This is a genomic window from Nostoc sp. (assembly GCF_036917775.1).
Lineage (GTDB): Bacteria > Cyanobacteriota > Cyanobacteriia > Cyanobacteriales > Nostocaceae > Nostoc.
The window spans coordinates 72,367-89,676 of record NZ_JBALEQ010000121.1; the positions used below are offsets into that span (position 1 = coordinate 72,367).

General features: G+C 39.7%; 13 protein-coding genes. All 13 read left to right on the forward strand.

The annotated features are described in order from the left end of the window. Positions 1 to 67 precede the first annotated feature (67 nt). The 13 genes from V7K69_RS24915 to V7K69_RS24975 all read left to right on the forward strand — a co-directional run bounded on the left by V7K69_RS24915 (position 68) and on the right by V7K69_RS24975 (position 17,256). Positions 68 to 1,444, forward strand: a complete 1,377-nt coding sequence (locus V7K69_RS24915; RefSeq protein ID WP_335039312.1) for a glycosyltransferase — start codon at positions 68 to 70, stop codon at positions 1,442 to 1,444. 723 nt (positions 1,445 to 2,167) lie between these two features. After that, positions 2,168 to 6,769, forward strand: coding sequence for a hormogonium polysaccharide biosynthesis protein HpsA (gene hpsA / locus V7K69_RS24920; protein ID WP_335039314.1), 4,602 nt, complete (start codon positions 2,168 to 2,170; stop codon positions 6,767 to 6,769). A gap of 104 nt (positions 6,770 to 6,873) precedes the next feature. Further along, positions 6,874 to 7,590 carry a hormogonium polysaccharide secretion pseudopilin HpsB gene (gene hpsB / locus V7K69_RS24925; protein WP_335039316.1) on the forward strand — a complete coding sequence of 239 codons (717 nt, stop codon included), beginning with the start codon at positions 6,874 to 6,876 and terminating at the stop codon, positions 7,588 to 7,590. Positions 7,591 to 7,656: 66 nt separating this feature from the next. Then, positions 7,657 to 8,637 carry a hormogonium polysaccharide secretion pseudopilin HpsC gene (gene hpsC / locus V7K69_RS24930; RefSeq protein ID WP_442936186.1) on the forward strand — a complete coding sequence of 327 codons (981 nt, stop codon included), beginning with the start codon at positions 7,657 to 7,659 and terminating at the stop codon, positions 8,635 to 8,637. A gap of 38 nt (positions 8,638 to 8,675) precedes the next feature. Further along, positions 8,676 to 9,368 (forward strand): pilus assembly FimT family protein, encoded by a 693-nt coding sequence (locus V7K69_RS24935; protein ID WP_335039318.1) that lies wholly within the window; start codon positions 8,676 to 8,678, stop codon positions 9,366 to 9,368. Between the two features lie 197 nt (positions 9,369 to 9,565). Beyond that, the gene (hpsE, locus tag V7K69_RS24940; protein WP_335039320.1) at positions 9,566 to 10,525 is read left to right on the forward strand and encodes a hormogonium polysaccharide biosynthesis glycosyltransferase HpsE; all 960 of its coding nucleotides are present in this window, start codon (positions 9,566 to 9,568) and stop codon (positions 10,523 to 10,525) included. A gap of 21 nt (positions 10,526 to 10,546) precedes the next feature. Continuing rightward, the gene (gene hpsE / locus V7K69_RS24945; protein ID WP_335039322.1) at positions 10,547 to 11,545 is read left to right on the forward strand and encodes a hormogonium polysaccharide biosynthesis glycosyltransferase HpsE; all 999 of its coding nucleotides are present in this window, start codon (positions 10,547 to 10,549) and stop codon (positions 11,543 to 11,545) included. Next, positions 11,538 to 12,614, forward strand: coding sequence for a glycosyltransferase (locus V7K69_RS24950; protein ID WP_335039324.1), 1,077 nt, complete (start codon positions 11,538 to 11,540; stop codon positions 12,612 to 12,614). The genes hpsE (V7K69_RS24945) and V7K69_RS24950 overlap by 8 nt, the downstream gene beginning before the upstream one ends. Next, positions 12,580 to 13,140, forward strand: coding sequence for a GspH/FimT family pseudopilin (locus V7K69_RS24955; RefSeq protein WP_335039326.1), 561 nt, complete (start codon positions 12,580 to 12,582; stop codon positions 13,138 to 13,140). The genes V7K69_RS24950 and V7K69_RS24955 overlap by 35 nt, the downstream gene beginning before the upstream one ends. Before the next feature lie 33 nt (positions 13,141 to 13,173). Continuing rightward, complete coding sequence (locus V7K69_RS24960) at positions 13,174 to 13,854, forward strand: TIGR04282 family arsenosugar biosynthesis glycosyltransferase (RefSeq protein ID WP_335039328.1); 681 nt, start codon at positions 13,174 to 13,176, stop codon at positions 13,852 to 13,854. Between the two features lie 206 nt (positions 13,855 to 14,060). Beyond that, positions 14,061 to 14,903 (forward strand): hormogonium polysaccharide biosynthesis protein HpsJ, encoded by an 843-nt coding sequence (gene hpsJ-B, locus V7K69_RS24965; RefSeq protein ID WP_335039330.1) that lies wholly within the window; start codon positions 14,061 to 14,063, stop codon positions 14,901 to 14,903. 127 nt (positions 14,904 to 15,030) lie between these two features. Beyond that, positions 15,031 to 15,939: a glycosyltransferase family 2 protein gene (locus tag V7K69_RS24970; protein WP_335039332.1), complete on the forward strand. Its 909-nt coding sequence runs from the start codon at positions 15,031 to 15,033 to the stop codon at positions 15,937 to 15,939. A gap of 552 nt (positions 15,940 to 16,491) precedes the next feature. Beyond that, complete coding sequence (locus V7K69_RS24975) at positions 16,492 to 17,256, forward strand: DUF502 domain-containing protein (RefSeq protein WP_334806150.1); 765 nt, start codon at positions 16,492 to 16,494, stop codon at positions 17,254 to 17,256. Positions 17,257 to 17,310 lie beyond the last annotated feature (54 nt).

Sequence of the window (17,310 nt, forward strand, 5' to 3'; positions counted from 1 at the left end):
CTGGGTAATTCACAATACAGCGAATAAAATAGCAAGAGCAGATTTCCTATCCTGGAGATTCCTCCCGATGAAAGTAATCCAAGCTCTTGCTCGTTATTTTCCAGATAAATGCGGTGGTATTCAAGTAAACCTCAACGATTTACTGCCAGAATTGCGTTCGCTCTTAGCGTTGGCGGAGCCATCGCATGATATTGACATCTTGATAGCAGCCGCCAAATTAGGTTCCCCACATGGTGATACTTACAAGTACAACGATGTAGAAGTTTATCGATATCCTGTATTCCCAGTACCTAGAATACAACCGAATCACGGTCAATTTCCTCATGGAAAATTTGAAGATTTTGCTAATTGGCTATCTCACCAAAAAGCAGATATTTACCATCAGCACCATTGGGAAGTATCTTGTGGATTACCTCATCTACGTTTGGCAAAAGAATTAGGCTTGTCAACAGTTGTAACAATCCATTATCCTCTACCCTTATGCCAGCGAACTACTTTGATGTTCAATGGACAACAGGTTTGTGATGGCAAAATAGATGTGGTGCGTTGTTCCCAATGTGCTGATAGTTTGAGCAAAAAGCTACCTGCTTCAATGGTCAAAGGTTTTAGCTATCTGCCGGAAGCTATTTTGGGGAGAGTACTATTGCCTGTAAGTGCCTATCTTCCTGCCTCAGTAGACAAAGGCAACTTAGGACAATTTGTGCGTCCTTTTGTGATACCTGGTTATGTTACTGCCCGCAAAAAAAGTCTGCTAGAAATGGCAAAATATGCTGACCGCATTGTAGCAGTATGTGATTGGCTTTATGAAGCTCTACTGATTAACGGCATTCCTGAAAAAAAACTTGTTCTCTCTCGATGCGGAATTTCTGAGACTACACAAGAAAAATCAACACAGGTAAAACAGCAATCTAGCACTTTAAAAGTAGTTTTTTTAGGACGCTGGGATATATATAAAGGTATTGATATCTTAGTCCGAGCAGTTAAAGATTTACCTGCGGTAATTCCCATTGAATTGATAATTCATGGCATAGCGCAAGATGAACGATATCGCCAAACAATCTTTAACCTAATTGACAATGACCCTCGAATTCGGGTAGAGAAACAACTAACTAGAGTTGAACTTCCCCAGGCTCTAGCCAATTATGACATCCTAGCTGTACCTTCCCAATGGTTAGAAACTGGGCCAATAGTAGTCTTAGAAGCCCATGAATCCGGACTCCCTGTAATTGGTTCCAATTTAGGGGGTATTGCCGAACTTGTAAAACATGGCATTGATGGATGGCTCGTAACTGCTAATGAGACTAAAGCTTGGACTCAAGCTCTTGAGCGATTAGCAACAGATACTAATTTACTTAATAAATTGCGCCAAGGTATTAAACCTGTTCGCACAGTAAATATGCAGGCAGCAGATTTGGCAACCATATATAAAAACCTACAATGGTAGTTTCAAAAATTAAATACTAGTACAGCACGGCGTAAATAAAGATACCATTTCAAATAGTGCAACAGCTTGGAATACAATTCTTTTGACTTTTAGCTTTTGACTTCCGCCTTGCGGTACTAGTCCTATAGTCTGTGCAAATGCCAGTGTAATGCAGCTATTGACTATTAAACCTAATTACTGCGTATTTACTTGAAATTATAAATATTTATTCTACTGCCTCCCTACTACAGTGAGGTTTTAAATTTTTTCATATTATTTTGCCGCTAACTGATATTTTTACTTGAACAGGTGGGTATTATAGACTTAGTATGCTGACAACATCTTCATAAAGCTAGCTTTGAATGAAATAGATTTCTACAAAGTTAATTTTAAGTCATACTATTTTTCTACGAAATTGAGCTTAATTAGCTTAGGAATATAGGTTTTTTCTGTGAGATCGGCCTTCTATATAAGGATGAATTTTTATTTCATTAGCAGACATAAACTAAATAATTTCGAGAAGATCAGTATTTTTCGGTATTAAGTAAAAAATGAACCCATGATATAAAGTAAAAAAATCTTATTCTTTGATTTACCACTGCATTTCTAAAAATGTTTAAAAAAGGTTAATTATCACATAAGTCAAAAGTTTCACTTTTAGTTTAGAGCCGACATAATAGGCTGGATATCTATAAATTCAAATATCCTCACATCCGTAAACAAACACTTGGGAGGGAAGCATCTATGTCTGTAAGACGTAAGTTATTCAAGGCGCTAGTATTTTATTTAAAAAAACTTAACAACCAGTTTTTGTCTACAATAAAAAAGCAAATAATTTGGTTACTAAGAACTTTTTTCACTACTAATAAAAGACGTGGTGCTGGAAATGCTGGTTTTGTTTTGCCAACGGTAGCAATGGTATCTTTAGTTGTTGTACTGTTAACAACAGCAATTTTATTTCGATCGTTTGAACGCTCTAAAAATGCTAGTAATGTTCGAGTAAATGAGGCTGCACTCAATGCTGCTACCCCAGCCATAGACCGCGCTAGAGCTAAAATAAATAAGCTATTTCAAGATGGTCGACTACCACGAGCCACACCAACAGATGATGCGTTGTATTCTACTTTGAGTGGCAATATCAATGAATATACATTTGGTGATGAAACTCAACTGCAACTAGCTCTAAATACTGATCAACAAGCAAAAAGAACCGAAGCTACTGAAAAAGCTAAGACACTAAATACTGCATGGCTATACCCTCTAGATACTGATAACAACGGCAAATTTGATAGCTACACACTTTATGGCATTTACTTTAGAAATCCTCCCATAAACGCTGGTGTATATAAATATGCCAGAAATCCATTAGAAGCAAGAACTTTACCAATGACTGCTGGTAATGTCAGTGGAGATTGTGGAGATACGCTAGGCACAAGCGCTACATTAGTAGGTAATACTGGCTGGTTTAAAGTGGGCAATAAGTTGAAAAAAGCCTTTTTTGTCTATACAGCAACTGTTCCTATTACTACTACACCATCTAATACTAAATACGAAGTTTACAAAGGTAATAAAAGCTTTTCTGCTTTAGAGTATCAACAAGAACGTGTCCAAATTCCTGTAGTTAATAATGCTGTTCTTTATGAAGATGATATAGGACTTAGCCCAGGCCCCGCCTTCAGATTAAATGGACGAATTTTTACCAATAGTAATTTTCTCACTGGTTCGCCAGCAAATAGTGTCAAGCTATTTCAAGTTAGCAGTAAGGAATCCTGTTTCTACGATAACGATAATGGCAAAATAGTAATTGGTGGAAACTTGGGTGCTGGTGGCTTCACAGATACAAGTGACTTAGGCAATGTTACCAAAGTGCATTTATTTAGAAAAGGAGAAGCTACCGATCCTGTTGAAGTCGATTTTGCAAAATCAACTACTCCAGCATCAAACGAAGCGAATTTCATGGCTTATAACAGCCTTGCCTATACTCAGCGTATCACTCGCCTAGTTAACGCCCAAATAGCTACCACAAATCCCGATCCCGCAGAAGTTACCAAAGGTATTCAACAACAAAAAGATAAGCTTGCTTTAGCAAGTTACACCACAGCAGAAAACGACGCATTACGCAAACAACAGCTACAGCTTTACTTTCAAAAACGCACCCGGCGCGTACCTTACAGAGAAGTTGCTGCTGGAAGCACTGAAGCAGTTGCATTAGGTACATACGCCACAACTACTCCGCTTCAAGGCAGTGGCGATACCCTACGCCCTGTAGATGCTTGGATGTATCCTACCGATCCCACGGATGGGAAAACGGGTACTGGTTACGCTAATTTAACACTAAATATCAGCAGTAATAAACTGATACCTGGTGCAACGGAACCCACAAAACTAGAAAAAGACTATGGCGAAAAAGAACAATCCTTGGGTGACAGAGTTGTAATTGGTAATAATCTGCCTCAAATCTGGTGGGACAGCAATCAAAGCCAATTTGTCGGCCCAAATTTCCAAGATACCCAAAATATTAGTGGTGTTAACTGGGATCTACCAACAACACCTGCTACACCTCGCACTCGCCGTTCTCGCGTACAAATACTAGCTGATTTAGGCTCTACAGACCGAGATAAAGATTGGGAACTAGCAGCAGCCCAAGTTCCGAGTACCATACAAGACCCTTTTGGTGGTTTACGAGTGGTAACTGGTGCTGGAATTTATTTGCCTGATAGTTACACAGCTGCAAGTACTACCTTCACTTCAGCTACCAAAGAAATTTGGTCTGATCTGATGCCAGTGCCTCAAGCTCCAGCACCCACACAAAAGACTATTAAGCCATATTGGATGTATGATTACTCTGCTGTAGGCGCAAATAATTACTCTTCAATACAGTATAAATGGCCCGAAATTGCCGATCCAACTAAGACACCATATCTGCGGATGCGAGCTACAGCTGTTTATCACTACAAAGCTACTAGTTACAACCAGCAAAGTCCACAGCCTATAGCTTGTGTAAGCAGCTTTTACGTTCCTACTAACAGCACTACTGCTAAAAATCAAACAGGACTTCCAGCTTGGGCTTCAGATGCTAATAGTTCAGCTACAGGTGGTCTATCCAACAACGGCATAGTTTACGGGCCTCCAACCAAAACAGTTACTGATTATCAGGCGCTACTGACTTATCAATCTCAATTAAAATATCCAAAAGGAGATGTAAAAGGAGATCCAAAACGTCCAATAACTGATACAACTAATGCAGATTATTTAGCTGGACGTTCTATAGATGATGGACTGCTAGCAAAAGCTTTAGCAAAAACCACAGATCGTACTCTTTCGGAACAATCTACAATTCATGCTGCAATTTGCGCCCTACAAATTTTAGACGGCAGTATTTCTCCAGTAACCACTACACCTCCTATTCCTCACGGTGCAATTCAAGAAACTGCCTTTTTAGATGCAAGACAGGTTAAGGCAAATCAAACAACCACTACAAGTACTGATTACGATCTTGCAACAAAAGATAGACAACCTTTAGAAGTTCGCGCCACAGTATTAGATATCAACTCGCTTCGCACTACTACGTATGGTGCAGCAACTCCAGCGCAAGAATACTTACTGCCAAATAGCGGCATTATCTATGCTACTCGCAATGATGCACTGCCAGATTTGAGTTCAACAAAGACAGATCCAGAGGCGCAAAAGCTTGAAAGCCCAGTAGATTATACGCTTGACCCAACGCGCCGACCTAATGCCATTATGCTCATCAACGGCTCAAAAATCGGTCGCGGTACAAGTAATAATTATCGAGACGTAGAGAAAGGGTTGATTTTAGCTACCAATTTGCCTGTTTACGTTAAGGGTAACTTTAATCTTCACACCCAAGAAGAGTTCACAACAGCATTGGCAGATGATTGGAGCAATTTCTATACTCGCGCCAAAGCACAGCGCAATCCAAATTTCGCTTGTCGTCCAAATGATACAAGGCTACCAAACTGTACAACTGGTGACGAATGGCGACCTGCATCTGTTTTGGCAGATTCTGTTACTTTACTTTCTAATAACTTTAGATTGGGCTACCGCCATGAGGGAGATTATGACTGGAGTAATAGCTATGACGCTCCATCGACAATACCATCTGGTTTCTCAAAATATAATAGCTTTGTTCCCGTAGCTCGATGGCGTGACACCACTACAGGCATACCCAAAGACCTTGACTCAACTACAACAGGGTTCCAAGGTAGTTCCTACCTCAACAACTTTGTGACACCAATTGCGCTACAAATACCACCAGGGACGTATTTGACAGAAGTTTGCTCTGCAACTAACGTAGCAGATTGTAGTGATCCGACAAAAGCGACAACAGCATGGACTATCCAGACAGCCTGTGGAGGTGGAGGAGGTAATACGTTTTATAATGGTCAAATTGTTGGTAAAAATGGAAACCCAAACAATAGTCGAATAAAAACAGGATACATTTTTGATGATCCAGCGACAGATTATTCAGGAGGATGCTTTACTGCAACTGCTCCTCGGAGAATTGCTTTTGTACGTGATGCAACAACTGGCCAGTTAGTTACTCCTCTTAGAATCTTAGGAGTTGATAGCACCAACCCTGGTACTGTACGAGAATTTCCTCTAGGATCTACAACATCCACTACGAATACAACACTATTACCGCCACCAAACGATGTGTTCATGCCTTGGCTGAAGCCTATTATAACTGCTGGTGCTGTCAGTGGATTTGAACCAGTTCTACAAATTAACCAACCCTTTGCTACTCCTCAAGACCCAGACAACACTAATAATATTGTCTCTGGAACCCACAATAATTGGTTGCAAACAGCTACTGAAACTACCTTTAATTTAATTGCTGTGGCTGGAGATACCCCAGCGCGTCCTACAGAAGACAATGGTGGTTTACACAACTTTGTGCGCTTGCTAGAAAACTGGAACCCAACAGGAGGAACAAGCGATGCCATTAAAGCTAGGATTAGTGGCTCTTTCGTCCAGACTAAACGAAGTGCCTATGCCACAGCATCATTCAACACATCTATATCAACTCAATCTGATACTTTTAAGTATAAGATTCAAGGCAACAACAGCAGAACTCCTTTCTATATGGCTCCTACACGGCAATGGGGTTATGATGTAGCGCTGCTATCTCAGTCGCCTGACTTATTAGCTCAAAAATTGGCAACCATACCAGATGATTTGCCAGATGAGTACTTCCGGGAAGTTGGTCGAGATGACGCATGGGTGCAAAGTTTGTTGTGTGCGAAAAAACCCGATACTAGCACTCCTCCTGTATATAGTGCTGCAATCGATTCCGATCAACGTCCTAGTAACTGCCCATCTTAAAACTTCATACTACTCTCCTAAACTGTAACTTTCACTTTAGGGGAGTAAGATTTTTCAATCATATTTTGGAATGCAAATTGGTATCAGAAGCTGGTGATAAGTTAATGATTAAGCACAAACTACAGCAACAAATCATCCCTGCTGATGAGTCTGGTTTTACGATTATTGAGTCTTTGGTAGCAATAGTTATAGTTGCTATTTTAATGGCAGCGATCGCACCTGCGATCGTCATCTCAACAGCAACCCGCGTTCAGTCTCGACGAGTGGAACTAGCAACCCAAGCGACAAAAGCATTTATTGATGCCATGAGAACTGGAGCAATAGCAGCGCCAAGTACAATCATTGCACGCGATCCTGCAAATGCAACTACAACCAGAAATGTTTCAAATTCAACTCAAGCAGTAGCCTATTTAATTAGCAGTACAGAGATGCCCGTTCCGCAAGCAAGTGATACAAATTTGTATTGCTTTAAGGTTACTGATGGCACTATTACTACTACTAGTACTACAGGTTGTAGAGATAAGCCGTTTGAGCAGTTTTACATTCAAGCTGCTCAAGTTAAAGTTACAGGTAGTTCGATAAACGACGGTTATCGTCTGGCAATTCGGGTTTATCGAACAGATATTGATTTTAGTAAAACTATAACAGCCAATACAGGGAACTCGAATAGTGATAAGAAAACACAAAAAACTTTCACAGGCGGATTAGGCGATCGCCAAGCACCATTAATCGAAATGACAACCGATATTGGCAACACTAACACTACATTTCAGGCTTTATGTCGACGACTGGGTACCGCAACAAATCAAGCTTGCCAGTAAAAAACTAAGCAGTTTCACATTATGCGATGCTCACTGTGCATTTATCACTAAAGAGAATTCCAGAATATGGTGAGTACACTAAAATTCTTAATCAAAAGCCAGCTAAAACGCTCTAGGCTAGTTCAGCAAGTTAACGGTTTTACTATGATTGAACTGTTGATTGCCATGATTCTGGCATTCCTCATCATCACGCCGTTGCTAGGATTCATGGTTAACATTATGGATACAGACAGAAAGGAGCAAGCAAAGGCAAATTCTGAGCAAGAAATTCAAGCTGCACTAGATTATATTTCCCGTGATTTACAACAGGCAATTTATCTTTATGATGCTGATGGAATTGAAGCTATCAAAAATCAATTACCTAATTCGAGCGCCACAGATAGAGTCCCTGTTCTTGTCTTTTGGAAGCGAGAAATAGTTAATCAAGCGCTTACAATTACAGGAACCGAAAAAGATGATACGTTTGTATACTCATTGGTTGCCTACTATTTAATTAAAGACGCTACTTCTAGTTCTACTTGGTCTAATGCAGCTCGGATTGCGAGATGGCAAATTAAGGATGGTATACCAGCTAGTACTGGTGTTGATTGTACTGGCTATACTGGCAAATATATTAGTGGTAATTGTCCTAGTCCAGGTTTTACCCTATTTAAGCTGGATGGAGTAGGCACTATCAAAGACAAGATGAATGCTTGGGTAAAAGCCACAGAAACTTATACTGCCGATGCCACAGTACTTGTTGACTTTATTGATCAAAGCAAAACTGATGATACAACACCAGCACCTGCGGCAACTTGTCCTACTGATAACAACACATGGCAAAAAGTATCACCAAACACTGCTAGCTTTAATACACGTAATGCTGGCAAAATGACAGGTTTCTATGCGTGTATCGATAGGGTTAACACAACAGCACAAGTATCTTTACGAGGCAATGCACTCGCACGTTTACAAAGCAATAACCTTAATTACACAGATACCAACAAAACTTATTTTCCAAGTGCAAGTATACGCGTACAAGGGCGCGGATACTTATTTACTAAATAAGTGCTGAAAATTCAAGGATTAATTAATGGCAGCTAATTATGGGAAAGTTAAGTTTAAAGTTATTGAACCCTATTCACAGGAATGGAACAAGCCAACAGCGATGTTTAGTTAATAGACTACGTTGTGGTTGTAAATACACTCAACAAAATGCTGGCTTTACTCTGATAGAATTAATCGTAGTGATGGTGATGATTGGAATTTTAGGAGCGATCGCAGCTCCTGGTTGGCTTGCCTTTGTGAATCGGCAGAAAGTGAATAAGGTTAACAACGCTGTTTTAGCCGCACTGCAAGAAGCACAGCGCGAAGCTAAAAACAAAAAACTTAGCTACAGTGTCAGTTTTCAGAAAAATAGCACAACCCAAAATGCAGAGGTTGCTGTTTATAATACCAATGCTGGAAGCCCTACATGGAAACCTTTAGGAGCAGATGTAGGCATCAGCTCTGATAAATTTCTGCTAGGTGCAAATCTCACCAGTCAAAACACTGCTGGTTCATCTGTCTCTTACACTTTAAGTGCGTCAACAAAAATTACCTTTGACTATATGGGGACTTTACCCAATGCAAGCTTTGGAACACCTGTAGCCCCTTCGACAGAGCCACCTGGGTTAAAAATAGTGGTAGCTGTACCAAGCTCTGCAAACTCCACATCGGCTAGTAGCGTCAAGCGATGCGTTATTGTGAAAACTCTCTTAGGCTCAATGCTCACAGCACAAGATGATAAATGCAGTTAAGTAGCTTATGCAGGAATCTTCATTTCAAATTACGTAATAATACTGTATATAAAACTGCACATTGATAGCAAAATTAAAACATCAGGTGCAGTTTTTAATGTTCGATAGATTTATTTAAGAGCCAGTAATAGACTAGCTATTGGTTCAATATATAAAATAAAAGCGTCTTAATCAAATCAAAATGTAAATTTTGTCAAATGGCTGAAAACCTTGATATTACTGTAGCTATCCCAACTTATAACGGTGAAAGTCGTTTGCCTGAACTACTAGAACGGCTACAAAACCAACTTCACACCGAAAATTTATCTTGGGAAATTATAGTTGTAGACAACAATAGCACTGATAACACAGCTAAAGTTGTTCAAGCCTATCAACAGAATTGGCAATATTCTTACCCTTTGAAGTATTGCTTTGAAGCACAACAGGGGGCAGCCTATGCCCGAAAAAGGGCAGTCGCAGAAGCTAAAGGTAGATTAATAGGTTTTCTAGATGATGACAACTATCCAGTATCAAATTGGGTATATGCAGCTTATGTTTTTGGTGAAAAATACCCCAAAGCGGGAGCTTATGGCAGCCAAATTCACCCTGACTGGGAGGTAGAACCACCAGAAAACTTTCAGAGAATTGCCCCATTTTTAGCAATTACAGAGCGAGGTAATTTACCGTTATTATATGAAGCATCTAAAAAATTACTACCTCCCTCTGCCGGACTTGTAGTGCGTAAACAAGCGTGGTTAGAAAGCGTGCCAGATAAGGCGATTTTAACTGGGAGAGTTAAGGGTAATATGCTTACCAGTGAAGACTTAGAAATGTTGTCTTATATCCAAAAATCAGGATGGGAAATTTGGTATAACCCAGAAATGGAAATTTCCCATAGAATACCTAGTTCCCGGTTACAAAAAGACTATTTAATTCCCTTTTTTAGAGGGATTGGACTTAGCCGTTATGTAACTAGAATGGTTAATATCAAACAGATATATAGACCAATTGCTCTTGTATCTTATATGATAAATGATTTACGTAAAATTGCTTTCCACTTACTCAAATACCGAACTAGACTCAAACACGATTTGGTAGTTGCTTGCGAAATGGAACTTTTTTTTAGTAGCTTCATTAGCCCTTTTTATCTTTGGAAAAATGGATATTTTAAAAAATAAATTATCAAAACATTAAGTGTTATGGTCAACTTATCAGTTGAAAGTTTAGATATTAGCATAGCTATCCCTGCCTATAACGGAGCAACCCGTTTACCTAAAGTTTTAGATAAGCTATTAAACCAGATAGGAGTAGAAAAACTTAATTGGGAAATTATTATTGTAGATAACAATAGTTCTGATAACACATCTGAAATAATCCAGAATTACCAAAAAATATATGATATAAATTGTCGGTTAAGATATTTTTTAGAACCCAAACAGGGAGCCGCCTTTGCAAGATTGCGGGCAGTACGTGAAGCAAGAGGTGAGCTAATAGCGTTTTTAGATGATGATAATTTACCTGATCCTGATTGGTTAGCTCAAGCATATACCTTTGGATTAGAACATCCTCAAGCAGGTGCTTGGAGCGGACAGATTCATGGGGATTTTGAAGTAAAACTTCCAGAAAATTTTGAAAGAATTCAAGCTTTTTTAGCAATCAGAGAACATGGTTCAAATCCGCATTTATTTGATGCAGAAAATTTAAGACTACCTCCTGCGGCAGCGCTTGTTGTGAGAAAACAAGTATGGTGTGAAAATGTACCAGAACAACCGACTTTAAGCGGCAAATTACCTGGCATTTTTGTGCAGGGTGATGACTATGAACCATTGCTTTATATACATTATGCAGGCTGGGAAATTTGGTATAACCCTACCATGCATACTTATCATCAAATACCGCATTGGCGGCTGGAAAGAGATTATTTACTGACTTTGGCACGTGGCTGTGGCTTGTGTATTTTTCAGCTACGTTTGATAAATGCTAAAAATTGGCAAAAACCAATAATTTTTGTGAAAACTATTTTAGGAAATTTACGTAGAGTATTACAGCACCTCATTCAGTATAGGGGGCAATTTCAAACTAATCTAATTGCTCTTTTTGAGCTTAACTTTTACTTAGCTAGTATGATGAGTCCCTTTTATTCTTTAAGATGCAAGTTGGACAAAATTTTGAAAGCAAGAAGTATACAACATGATTAAGTCAACTTTAAATAAAACATTAATTAGTGTAATTATTCCAGCTTACAATAGTGAAAAAACTATTAAAGAAACTATTGAATCTGTTTTAAATCAAAATTTCCACAATCTAGAATTAATTTTAATAAATGATGGTTCCCAAGACTCAACCTTAGAAATTATTACAAAAATCCCAGATTCACGAATAAAAGTATTTTCCTATCCCAATGCTGGGGGAAACGTTAGTCGTAACCGAGGGCTACACCATGCTGTTGGAAAATTTGTTAGTTTCTTAGATGCAGATGATATTTGGACACCTGATAAACTTAAATCTCAATTAAAGGCTTTACAAGAAAACGTTACCGCAAAAGTCGCTTACAGTTGGACTGATTATATTGACGAAAATGGTGAATTTCTACTTTCAGGGAAGCGTGTTAAAGCTAATGGAAATGTTTATGAACATTTGCTACTAAATAACTTTTTAGAGAATGGTTCCAATCCTTTAATTTGTAGAAAATCTTTAATTGCATTAGGTGGCTTTGACGAATCTTTAGGTGCGGCTCAGGATTGGGATATGTGGCTGCGATTAGCCTCTAAGTTTAATTTTATATGTGTCCCATCTGTACAAATCTTATATCGCATAACTCCTAATTCAGTTTCTTGCAATCTTGTTAGACAGGAAAGATCCTGTTTGCAAGTACTTAAGAGAGCTTATAAAAAAAGACCTTCTCTACGAGACGCTACGGCAACAACACTAAAGGATAATTGGAATCTTTGTCTGGCAAATTTATACAAATACCTGGTCTGCAAAGCTCTACAAAAGCCATTTAACCGAAAAAAAGCTTTAGAAGCAGCTATATTTTTGTGCAAGTATTTTATTTATGACCCTTCAAGACTTCAGAACATAAATTTCACCTTCAAATTGTCACTGAAAATTGTCACAATCGTTATTCTGCCAACCTTGCTAGACATTATTACTAACCAGCGTCAAGTTAGAAGGCAAGAAACTGAAACATTGCTCAACGGCTGGGTAGTTGAAAAGCGATCAGAAAACAAAAATGGATATCCAGGTGCATTTACCGTCTCTAGTTAATGCAAAAAATTTTTTGAAGAAGCACTCCAGTAGTGGTTTTACCCTACCAGAGATGTTAATAGTTATTGTATTAATTACTATATTAGCTACGCTAGGAATATCTAATTGGCTAGCTTTTGTAGAGACTCGCCGTCTTAACACTGCTCAAAACGAAGTTCACCTTGCTATTCATCAAGCCCGAAGCCAAGCCATTAAAGAAAAGTTGACTTGGCAAGCTAGCTTTCGTGAGCAAAACGGCATTATTCAATGGGCAGTTCATCCTGCTACAGTAAATCCATCTGCGGTTAACTGGAATAATATAGATTCCAATTTACGCTTAGATTCTGAGACAACCTTGCAATTGTCAAATGGCATACGCAAAGTTCAATTTGACTACAGAGGTAATTCACAAAATTTAGGACGGATCACGCTATCCAGTAGTTCTGGTGGTAAAGTTAAGCGTTGTGTTATTGTTTCAACGATTTTAGGGGCAATGCGAACTGCGAAGGAGCATACTACAGCCGATGACGGCAAGTATTGCTATTAAAATATTTTTAGTTTATTCAAATTAAGGTATTGCGTGCTGAACTTACCAGCAAACCCAAAACAGCACCTGATTATTTTTACTCGCTATCCAGAACCAGGTAAGACAAAAACCCGATTGATACCTGCTTTAGGAAATCTTGGTGCTGCCAATCTTCAACGGGAAATGACTGAATATACAATATTTCAGGTTCAAGAATTGCAAAAAGCCATTGCCATATCTGTGGAAGTGCGATTTGCAGGTGGCGATTTGCAACTCATGCAAAACTGGCTGGGGTTAGATTTGGTTTACCAATCTCAAGGCGAAGGCGATCTAGGTTCACGGATGGCGCGATCGCTTTTCGATGCTTTTCAATCTGGTGCAGAAAAAGTAATTATCATCGGCACAGATTGTCCTGGAGTCAATGTCGAGATTCTAGTAACAGCTTTTGAAAAGTTACACACCTTTGACCTCGTACTTGGGCCTGCGATCGACGGTGGATATTACTTAATTGGTTTGCGCCAAGCTATCGCGGAGTTATTCGTTAACATCGAGTGGGGAACTGCTCAAGTATTCCAGAAAACCGTAGACATTGCCCAAAAGCTTCATTTATCATTCGTGAATTTGTCGCCTTTAGCTGATGTTGACCGACCTGAGGATCTGTCGATTTGGGAACAAGTGCCCAGATCCCCGACTTCTTCAAGAAGTCGGGGATCTGAATCCATAGCCCCGCATTAGCTTCGTATCTTCAAATACTAGGAATTTCCTGAAGACACTGTACATAACAAATGTTACTGTGGCCTAGTTGAAAACCAAGAGGCAGATAGCCTTTAGCAATATTGAATCTGCTTTGTATTTTTACACAACAGTCACGGTCATGGGCACAATATTCAAGTAACTTGAAATATGAAAATCACTCGTATTCACCGCCAGTTTGAAAAACTATGGTTAACCGTTTTACTTCCGTGAGTACTGCCCTCACCGTTAAGGTAGTTGGAATAATCTGCATTTTGTCCTTTTTTGTGGACTTTTTGATTCTATTGTTACCCTTTCAACCGACTGATCGGGTATGGCAAATCAACTTAGCAACAGCACTAGTTGATCGGGGGATTGTTCCTCTCGTGGGGCTGGGGCTGCTGTTTGCTGCCTATTGGATTGAAAACGCTGATGCCGGAAGCGATCGCCCCCAAGGGATCGATTTAAGATTTCCCGCCGTGATTCTCTCAAGTATTTTAGGGTTGATGTTCTTGCTGATTTTTCCCCTGCACCTCAATAACGTCAATCAAGCTAAGACTCAAACACTCAATCGAATCACTCAAGAAGCAGATCAGGCAGAAGCTCAACTCAACACTCGCTTATCGCAATTGCAAGCACAACTGAATACTGAGCAAGGAAAAGCTCAATTAGATCAACTGCGAACCCAAACCAAAGCTCAGTTTAGTGAAATCCTCAAAGACGATCAAAAATACAAGCAAGCGCTTGAAAGCTCTCAAATTCCCGCAAATATCAAAGAGTTACTGAAGAAGGCTAAAACAGATCCCCAAGCACTTGATAAAGCTATCGAACAACAAACAGATATTCAGACACTGCGAACTCAACAATTGAGCCAAGTTCGCCAACGCAGAGAAGATGCAGAACAACAAGCTAAAGATGCTGCTTGGAAATCTGGACTGCGGATTGGGATTAGCAGTTTGTTATTATCCATTGGTTACATTATCATCGGCTGGACAGGCTTAAAAGGTATGGGTGCTGTACAAGGTGGGAAACCTAAAGCTACCGCCCGTTAATCTACTATTGGCATGGCAGTATTAATACTTCTACAAAAATTATTCGGTTTATACTGCCATGCACATAATAGCTAATAAAAATAAAAATGCAATTATCACTGAGTAAAATCGCTATAAAACTTGAGTAATGTTCTCAATTTACATACTGACATATAACGAAGAACTAGATATTGCTGCTTGTATCGAATCAGCGATGCTATCGGATGACATTATTGTTGTGGATTCATGCAGTAGCGATCGCACTGTGGAAATTGCCAGTAGCTATCCTATCCGCGTTGTCCAACACGCTTTTGAAAGCCACGGCCGCCAACGCACCTGGATGTTAGAGTCTATCCCCCCAAAGCACGAATGGGTTTATATTCTCGAAGCTGATGAGCGGATGACACCAGAACTGTTCGCGGAATGCGAAAAGGTAAGTCAGAATATTGATTACATCGGTTACTACGTGGCTGAACGTGTCATGTTCATGAATCGTTGGATTCGCTACAGCACACAGTATCCCCGTTACCAAATGCGTCTCTTCCGCCACGGAAAGGTGTGGTTTACAGATTACGGTCATACTGAGCGGGAAGTTTGTGATGGTGCAACCAGCTTTTTAAAGGAAACATACCCCCACTACACTTGTAGTAAAGGTTTGAGCCGTTGGATTGATAAGCATAACCGTTATTCTACAGATGAAGCCCAAGAAACTCTGTATCAGTTAGAACAGGGAAAGGTCAACTGGCAAGATTTATTCTTTGGTAAATCGGAAGTCGAAAAACGCCGCGCCTTGAAAGATTTGTCTTTGCGTTTACCTGCCAGACCTTTGCTACGGTTTGTATATATGTATTTTATGTTAGGCGGATGTTTAGATGGACACGCTGGACTTGCTTGGTGTACATTGCAGGCATTCTACGAATACTTAATTTTGCTCAAAGTTTGGGAAATGAAGTATCTACCAAAACCTAATTTAGACGTAACAGCAATTTTGGCAAAAGAGAGTCCACAACAGTTACAGTGTGAGGATTCAGAAACTACACAGGCTGATGTGGCGTAAAGGGGACTGGAGATTAGAAGGATTCTCGGTAAAATCAACAAGCAGCAATCGGGCGGGTAAGCGATGCCTGCGGCGGGCTACGCCTACGCAAAATCAGAATGTCAGAAATAGGGTAGCATCGCTAGCTGTGCTACCCTACCGCGCTTTAAATTTAAACAAAACCACCATATTAAATTAATATTTATAACAGACCATTTTCATAAAAACCGCTTCCGATCAAACGTGAGGGACTGACCATATAAAATAACTCCTCAGTTTACCTGGTGGTACTTTCAGAATCAAAAGCAGCTTTTGATTGAGCGCGATAGATTAGTAATACCTTATGACTTGCAATAATCATTTACAAGTCTTACCAGGAAAGGTGACATTTTCTGAGAATAACCAGCCACCATCTGATTGGTTGATATCTATGTCTATGCTTGTAGGAGAATAGCTACTACAGCAAAAAGTACGTATTTTTGCTGTAGTAGCCAAACTGCTAGCGTTTTGGATAGTTACTTGCGGCAGAAGTTGCTTTAAGTAAAGCCTTTGCTATTTGACGAATTTGCTGGTATGGATACCAATAACAAAAGTTCCTCTAGCTTAAAACAGGAGAATCAGGGCTTGGTAATCGATCGCCTAAAACAGGACTTAAAAAACGACCTGATTGCTGGTTTGTTGGTAGTAATTCCCCTAGCAACCACTATCTGGCTAACAATTACCATTGCTAATTGGGTAATCAACTTCCTCACCCAAATTCCCAAACAACTGAATCCTTTTGATGGGTTAAACCCAATTTTAGTAAATTTACTGAATTTATTAGTAGGATTAGCTGTACCACTACTATGTATCTTATTGATGGGACTGATGGCTCGCAATATTGCTGGGCGGTGGTTGTTAGATTTTGGTGAGCGATTATTACAGGCAATCCCCTTAGCTGGGCAGGTATACAAAACTCTCAAACAGCTTTTAGAAACAATATTAAAAGATTCTAATGGCAAATTTCGCCGGGTAATTTTGGTAGAGTATCCCCGCCGAGGAATTTGGGCGATCGCCTTTGTCACTGGTGCAATCAGCAGTGATATCCAAGCCCAGATGTCCCGCCCCGTCCTAAGTGTTTTTATCCCCACCACCCCAAATCCAACTACCGGATGGTACGCAGTCGTTCCTGAAGACGAGGTGGTGAACCTCTCCATGTCCATTGAAGACGCTTTTAAAATAGTTGTATCGGGTGGCATTGTCGCCCCGAATACGCCCTTGATTTTCCCTAAAGAATCTACAGTAGAAGTGAAACACGACGAAATCAAGCGGCAGATTATTCCCGTTGAAGAAATTTAAAATCAATCTGGCAAAGTCACAAGCAAATGCGTAATCTTGTTGTTTGACTGTGCC